The sequence below is a fragment of the Peptostreptococcus sp. MV1 genome (assembly GCF_000758885.1).
In the GTDB taxonomy this organism is placed as follows: Bacteria; Bacillota; Clostridia; order Peptostreptococcales; family Peptostreptococcaceae; genus Peptostreptococcus.
The window spans coordinates 1-6,505 of the sequence record NZ_JRNB01000009.1 but is presented as its reverse complement, the minus strand read 5'-3'; the positions used below and the strand labels follow the sequence as shown (position 1 = coordinate 6,505).

At 36.2% G+C, this 6,505-nt stretch carries 3 protein-coding genes; 1 reads left to right on the top strand and 2 read right to left on the bottom strand.

Going from position 1 to position 6,505, the window contains the following annotated elements:
• Both HMPREF1639_RS01295 and HMPREF1639_RS01290 read right to left on the bottom strand, forming a co-directional pair.
• Positions 1-1,094 (bottom strand): hypothetical protein (locus HMPREF1639_RS01295; protein ID WP_036762432.1); only part of this gene is annotated, 1,094 nt, incomplete at its 3' end.
• 53 nt (positions 1,095-1,147) lie between these two features.
• The gene (locus HMPREF1639_RS01290; protein WP_156955923.1) at positions 1,148-5,089 is read right to left on the bottom strand and encodes a hypothetical protein; all 3,942 of its coding nucleotides are present in this window, start codon (positions 5,087-5,089) and stop codon (positions 1,148-1,150) included.
• Between the two features lie 321 nt (positions 5,090-5,410).
• Here HMPREF1639_RS01290 and HMPREF1639_RS09185 point away from each other — a divergent pair, with 321 nt between their 5' ends.
• Complete coding sequence (locus tag HMPREF1639_RS09185) at positions 5,411-5,593, top strand: hypothetical protein (RefSeq protein WP_156955922.1); 183 nt, start codon at positions 5,411-5,413, stop codon at positions 5,591-5,593.
• Positions 5,594-6,505: the final 912 nt, after the last annotated feature.

Sequence of the window (6,505 nt, the reverse complement as noted above, 5' to 3'; positions counted from 1 at the left end):
TCATTGTATTTTGTTCCTGATAATACATCAAAGGCAACTTTTTGAACTGTGCCAATCTTACCATCTGCTGTTGCATCAAATGTTAATCTTTCGTAGCCGTCTGGTACATTTGGTAAGTTCCCATCATTTCCTGGTACTGGTACTATTACTTTTGGTTGGCTTGTTAATGTGATTGTACCGCCGTCTTTAATTGAATAAGCCTTTGCAACTTTATATTCTACTGCATCTGCTCCTGTACCTAATGTCAACTTACCACTTGTTTCATTATCAACAGTAAGTGTTGGACTATCTCCAGGGTAGTTTAATTCTGTAATGTCATAATCTTCGCCATTTAAAAGTTCGGCTTGTTTCAAATTGAAGCTAGTATTACCTTGTGAGATTGTAAATGGTATATCTAGTCCACCTTGTTCGCCCCCAAGCCCTGCAACATTAAGTTTAGCTGCTACATCTCCTGCTGCTGTAGCTGGATTACCATATGGATCTTTTACTACTAAATTAATAACAGGGCTTGTAATTTCGCTTACATCAACTGTAAAACTCCAATCTCCACTGCCTACTGTAGTATCTGCTGTAGATTCTCCTGATCTTATTACTCGGATTGCAAGATTGTTATCAATATCTGGAATTTCTGCGTGAAGCTTTCCTGTTCCGCCTGTTGCCGGAACTTTTAGTGTTACATCTTGACTTAAATTACTTTGAGTTAAAGTGACTTCTTGCCTTTCACTTTCTGTTCCACCTTGGTCTGTAAAGTAAACTGTTACTTTAAGTCCACTAGGTAGTAGACTCCAATCAAAAGAAGTAGAATCTTCACCTAGACCAACAGTCCTTAGGTCTATTGTTACATTTTGGTCCACTGTCGCTGGTGATCCTGGTGAAAAAAATCTGTTTCCTTGCGCTTTTGCCTTGTATAGTCTATGACTTCTAGCCTTTAGTACATCAAATACTAATTTATCTCCTACTTTATGGCTCTGTACGACTTCTGTCTTGGTTTTTACTTCATCTTTTGCTTCTGCAGCAAATAGAGATGTTGGAAAAACTGAAAGAATCATCACTATAGCCAAGAAAAGAGATAATATTCTCTTAGGTTTGTTCATTGTAACTCCTTTCTATTACATTTGTGTTATTGAGGGGAACAAGTCCCCTCTCTTTATTTAACTATTTCTGTAAATGGATTTGTAATCTTGTAGTTTGGTCCTTTTTCTCCAATAGTTCCAACTATATCAATTACATCTCCCTTTTGTAACTTATATACATTTCCGTTAGTATCTAATATCCTCATTCTCTTACGTTTGTTTGCTTGATCAAATGTCAATTCTACTGTTGCCTTTGGTGTTGGTTTATCTGGTCCAATGAAGTCAAAGTACTTATCTCTTGCATAGTTATCTAATAATGTTCCTTGAGCATAAACATTTACTACTACTTTTGTATTTGCTTCTTTTGCTGTAACAATTACGAAGTTTCTGCCTGCTCTAATAGGTGCAACTATGATTTGTGTTTGTCCTATTGGTGCATAGTTAATAGGTTGAACTGTTCTATTGCCAAATTTATCAGTCGCTGTAATTGTCATGTCACTTACATTTTCATTAAAGCTTAGTCTGGCAATGTCATAAGATAATTCTTCTTTTGTATCATACTCTTTTGTTACTGTTTGACCATTATCCTTATAAGAAAGTATGATTGGTCCATCTGCCGCTTCATTTAATAGAACATTTACATCTGTCCATCTTCTCCAACGTTCATCTCTTGCATCTGGTGTAACTGTTGGACCAGTAAAGTCTAAATCTAATGGGTCAGAATTTGTCGAAGTCTTATTAGGTTCTTGTGCCTTAATAATGACTTTCTTACCTTCAAGTTCTGATTTTGGAACTGTAATTGTTTGACGAGTTCCTGGTATAGTTTCAGCTCCATTTGCCGGTATCGTGTAAGTGTGACTTGTAGGAGTTTCATTTCCTTGATCATCTACAGTTACTACTGTATAAACTGTTCCCGGTACTGGCTTATCAACAATATTGTCTGGAACCTTGAAAGTTATTGGTACATCGTTATTGTTAACATATTTTTCTTGTTTTAATGCTTCAGGCTTGTTAGATACTTTTCTATCTGTAACCTTCATGGTAACTTCTTCAGATGGTATAACTTGTCCGGCAATTGATTCTTCTGCCTTTGCTTTAACCACTTGGTCTTTTGCAAGTGGAGTAGCTAGTGTAATTACAAGCTTTCCACCTGTAACTGCAAGATTTGCTTTTGTATTGCCTTCAGTTGTTGTTTCGTATCCTGTTCCTGCTGCGTTCTTCTTAAAGATCGCTGTTGTGTTATCTGGAAGTGTTACTGTAATTTTATCTACCATTTTTTCTGGTGGATTAACTGTTATAGTAGTATCTCCAGTGTATCCTTGTTCAATTGTTGGATATGGAACTACAACTTCTTTATTTTTTACATTAATTACATAACCAGTTGTGTCAAAGTAACCAACCTTTGGTGTTGTTGCGCTTCCATGTGGATTAACTCCATTAGGATTTGCAGCTGTCTTATGAAGACGAGTTGTTGCTCCAGTAAAGGTATCAACATTTTGTCCTGATCCAAAGCTTATAACTTGATCTTTGTGACCATATACATGCTGTTCTGGGTCTGGTTCAGTGATTTTGATTCCGTAATCTGACCACTTTGTAGAACCATCCCTAAAAGCTTTTTCTTGCTCAGCATTTGTAAGCTCTACAATTAGGTAGGACATACGGCGACCTTTTGTATCGTAACCCTTTAGTTTTCCTTCTGAACCTTCGCCCCAAGTTAGGTCTGTACCTGTAAAGTTCTTGATAGTTCCTTCAATTGGGTGGTAAGTTGCACCTTCTACAACGACTTCTTGTCCGAAAGTACCTACTGCCGGACGACCAATAAGGGCAAATTTAAGTGCATTTACATTTTCTGGCTTAGCTTTCAAATCAGTACCATTTTTATCTAGCCAAGCTTTTGTAGCCTTAACTGTAAAGTCTTCTTTCCACACTGCGTATAGGTCAAGACCCTTAGTTGCATCAAATTTGTAATCGTAGTTAACTGTTTCTGAGCTAGTTTTTTGTGAACCCTTAGCTTCTAGTTTAAATGTATCACCGTCTCTTAAATATAGGTCTTCTTTAAGTTCGCCTTTATCTGTAACATTAATGTCTGGTTCTGTTGCATTAGGATTTCTAGAGAAACCTACTAGTGAATAACCATCACGTTTAAATTCAGCTTTGTCATACACAGATTTTAATGTTGCATCAATAGTTGTTGGGTCATCATTTGCTTTTAGTTTATCTATAACAGCCTTTTCAAGAATTTGTGTATCAACATCTTCTTGCATTCCTCCAGCTGCTGTGTCTTTGTCAAAGTTGGAGTGAAGTCTGATTGCTGGTTCGCCCCAAACACCATAAACTGTAATTGCTTCTTCCATTGGTGATTTAGAGTTATAAACATAAGCTTCTGTCTTTGCCTTTGTCCAGTCTGTAAGTTTAGTAACAACTTTATTTTCTTCTACTAATTTGTAGTATTTTTGTGCAGCTGTTTCATTGGCATCATCTGTAAGTTTAACTGTTGTCCAACCTATAAGAACTTTACCATTGAAATACTTGATGCTATCGTTGAGTGTAATTTTTGGCCATTGTCTATTAGCAAGTGCTTTCTTTTGATTTGCATCACTTGTATCGTAAGTTTTACCATCGTGGTTGATGTAGTTAATCATTTTTTGACCATCAACATCAATAACTTGATTTGCATCAACTTTGATGTTATCAAGTGTGCCTTCAACTACATTGCCTTTGTCGTCAAGTTCTCCAAAGCCATTAGCTACATAAGCTGTGTTCTTGGTATATCGTTTTGTAGTTTCGTCGTAAGTGTATAGGTATTCCTTGTTAAGAGGTGCAACTTTTTCCATATATAGAGCTTGCTCTGTATCTAGCATGAATCTAACTTTAGCTTGTACTTGTTCTGTAACTTTATCACTTGCTACCGATGCTTTTAATTCGTCTCTATTTGTAAATGCTATAGGCATATCTTTCTTAAGAGCTGGCATTGCAAATGCTCTAGCCGTTGTTTCTGCAACTCCATTCTTAGCATATATACCGGACTTATTATCTGTAGTGAATGTATAACCCTTAAATGTTTGTCCATTTACTACTACATCTTGTTGGCCTTTATCGTCAATTGTAAATTCAAAGTCTGTGGCGTCAGTATTGACTGGATAATACAATCTCATCTTAGCTAGTCTGTACTTAGTTCTGCCTGTAATCTTTTTTGAATCTGTAAAGATTTCATCTACGTCCGGTGGCAAGTTTGTTTGTGAAGCTGAACCACCTGCATAGGTTGTAATGTAGTTAAGTCTTCTAGGTGTAGTTACTTCCGCTCCGTTTGCACCTGGTAACAAGTAAATTGTCTTGGCTCCGTTAGTGCTAGGCAAAGTTAAGGTAACCTTGCTCGGAGGTGTATTATATTTCATAGTCCTAAAAGTAATTTTTTCTCCGGCCTTAATGGTCATACCTGGAATTAAGTTATACTCATACTGTCTACCCACATTTCCATTGAGCAGCTTACCTGTGTGTGTAAAATTGGATCTCATTTCAATTTTATAAGGTCCTTCTCCGAATGTAAGAGAGTATTGATCTAAATTCAGGTTCGGTGTGGATGTTGGGCCGTTAGAATAAGTTAATCCAATATTGCTATCTGCCGGAAGAATGATATCGGCTCCTGTGTTATTGGTAGCCGTATACTCGATAAATTTCTTTTGGCTGTCTAAAATAAAGGTTGAATAAAAGTCAAAGGCCGCTAAGTCGTCTGTCGTTAATCCTTTTGCTGCCACCTTGTCTTTATCGATATAGTACCTTGTTATTGTCGGCAAGCCTGAATTAAACTCTGTCGTCGAACTGTTTAAAAAAGATTCTGTTGGATTTTCTGTAGTAATTACAGTTTTCAGTCCAGCAAATTTTCCTGTATTTGTAATGGTACCATTTTTAAAGCTTGAAGCAACTTGAATACCATAAAAACCGGACTTTAAATCACTATTGGCAGATGTATTTAAATCACTCTTAGTGATTTTAATTGGTTTGCTTGTTTTCCACATTTCCCCTTGTTGGTTTGCGGTAAATACTTCCGCCACTGTTCCTGATTTATCTTGTGGTTTTAAAACTTCTGCGAATTTTTCATTGAAAACTTGTCTAAAGGCGAAGCTTTCGCCGCCTATCTTATCACCTGAAGCCAACTTCGATTGTTTATGGAAAACATCAAGATAGCCTCCTGCCTCATTATATTTAGCATATGAGTTTGCACTGTAGAATTGTTTGTCCACGTTGTAGTCAGAAACTGTACCTACATCCGCATTATTATTAGCAGACGGTATATAGGTCATAAAAGTGTAGGAGTTATAAGGCGCTATAAGATTCTTTTGAGTATCGGATTTTTCAGTTCCTGCTACACAGAAGACTTTGGTATAGTCATTGTTTGTTATCCTCATTTGAATATGAGGTTGGCCTTTAATGTCTGCAACTGTTTTGCCTTCTTTCAAAACAAGGTCAATAGGAATTTCAAGTCTTGCGCTTCCGCCAGCTTTATTACCATTGTTCGTTAAGCTCTGTTCTTTAACATGTACTGCCCCTGAATATGAACTTACACAATCAGCAAAAGCAGCGATTTGGTTATAGACTGCATTATCGTGAAAACCGCCATCAATTACTCCCTTATACATACCTGTTCTCGTATTATTGAAATCAATCAGGTCATATAAGTCTTTATCAAATTTAAACAGGGCTTTGTGCCAGAATCCAGTGGCTAAATTTTGAAACATCCTAAATGAAGCTCTAATTACCGTTCTACCTTCTGCATTGATATAAGTTCCAATGTAATTAACAGAAGGTGTCTTAATGCCCTCTGCATTGGCCACAACTTCTATTTCGTTAATGTTAGCCAGCCTCCAGTAGCTCATTTCCGCTTCTTTTTTTTCATCGATGGTCCAGTCTGTCGTATTAACAACTGTTTTTCCATTCACTTGTGTTGTGAATGTCTCAGCAAAGATATTTAGTGGCAGTATTCCTATTAGCATGATAAGTGCTAAGAGCAGTGACAAATATCTTTTTGAAATTTGTTTTTTGTCCATTTTTTCCTCCTTTTTTAAATAATTAATTCATTTTAAATTTTGACCAAAGATTTGGTCGGATTTACTTACGTAGCATGTATTGTTTTTTGAGTTTTTCACATGCACTTGAGCGTAAGATTTTGTGTTATAGTTTCTTATCATATCACCTCCTAATTTCCTACTATCTAGGTCTAGAGTCTTTTAGTCTAGCAAGTTAGTACAATTTTCTTCTAGAAATTTCAGCTTACGGTAATTTGGTAAATAGTTATCGTAAAAAGCTGACGTTTTCAATGAATTTGTCTACATATATTTTATCTCATTTTCATTTTTTTTTCAAGTATTTAGAACTTTTGGACAGTGTCAAGTTTTTATGGACTTTTTTATTACAACTAACTCCCTAAAATATTT

Excerpts from the sequence above, each read along its gene's own strand:
- HMPREF1639_RS01290 (WP_156955923.1), bottom strand. The coding sequence starts at position 5,089 with ATGTGGAAAACAAGCAAACCAATTAAAATCACTAAGAGTGATTTAAAT.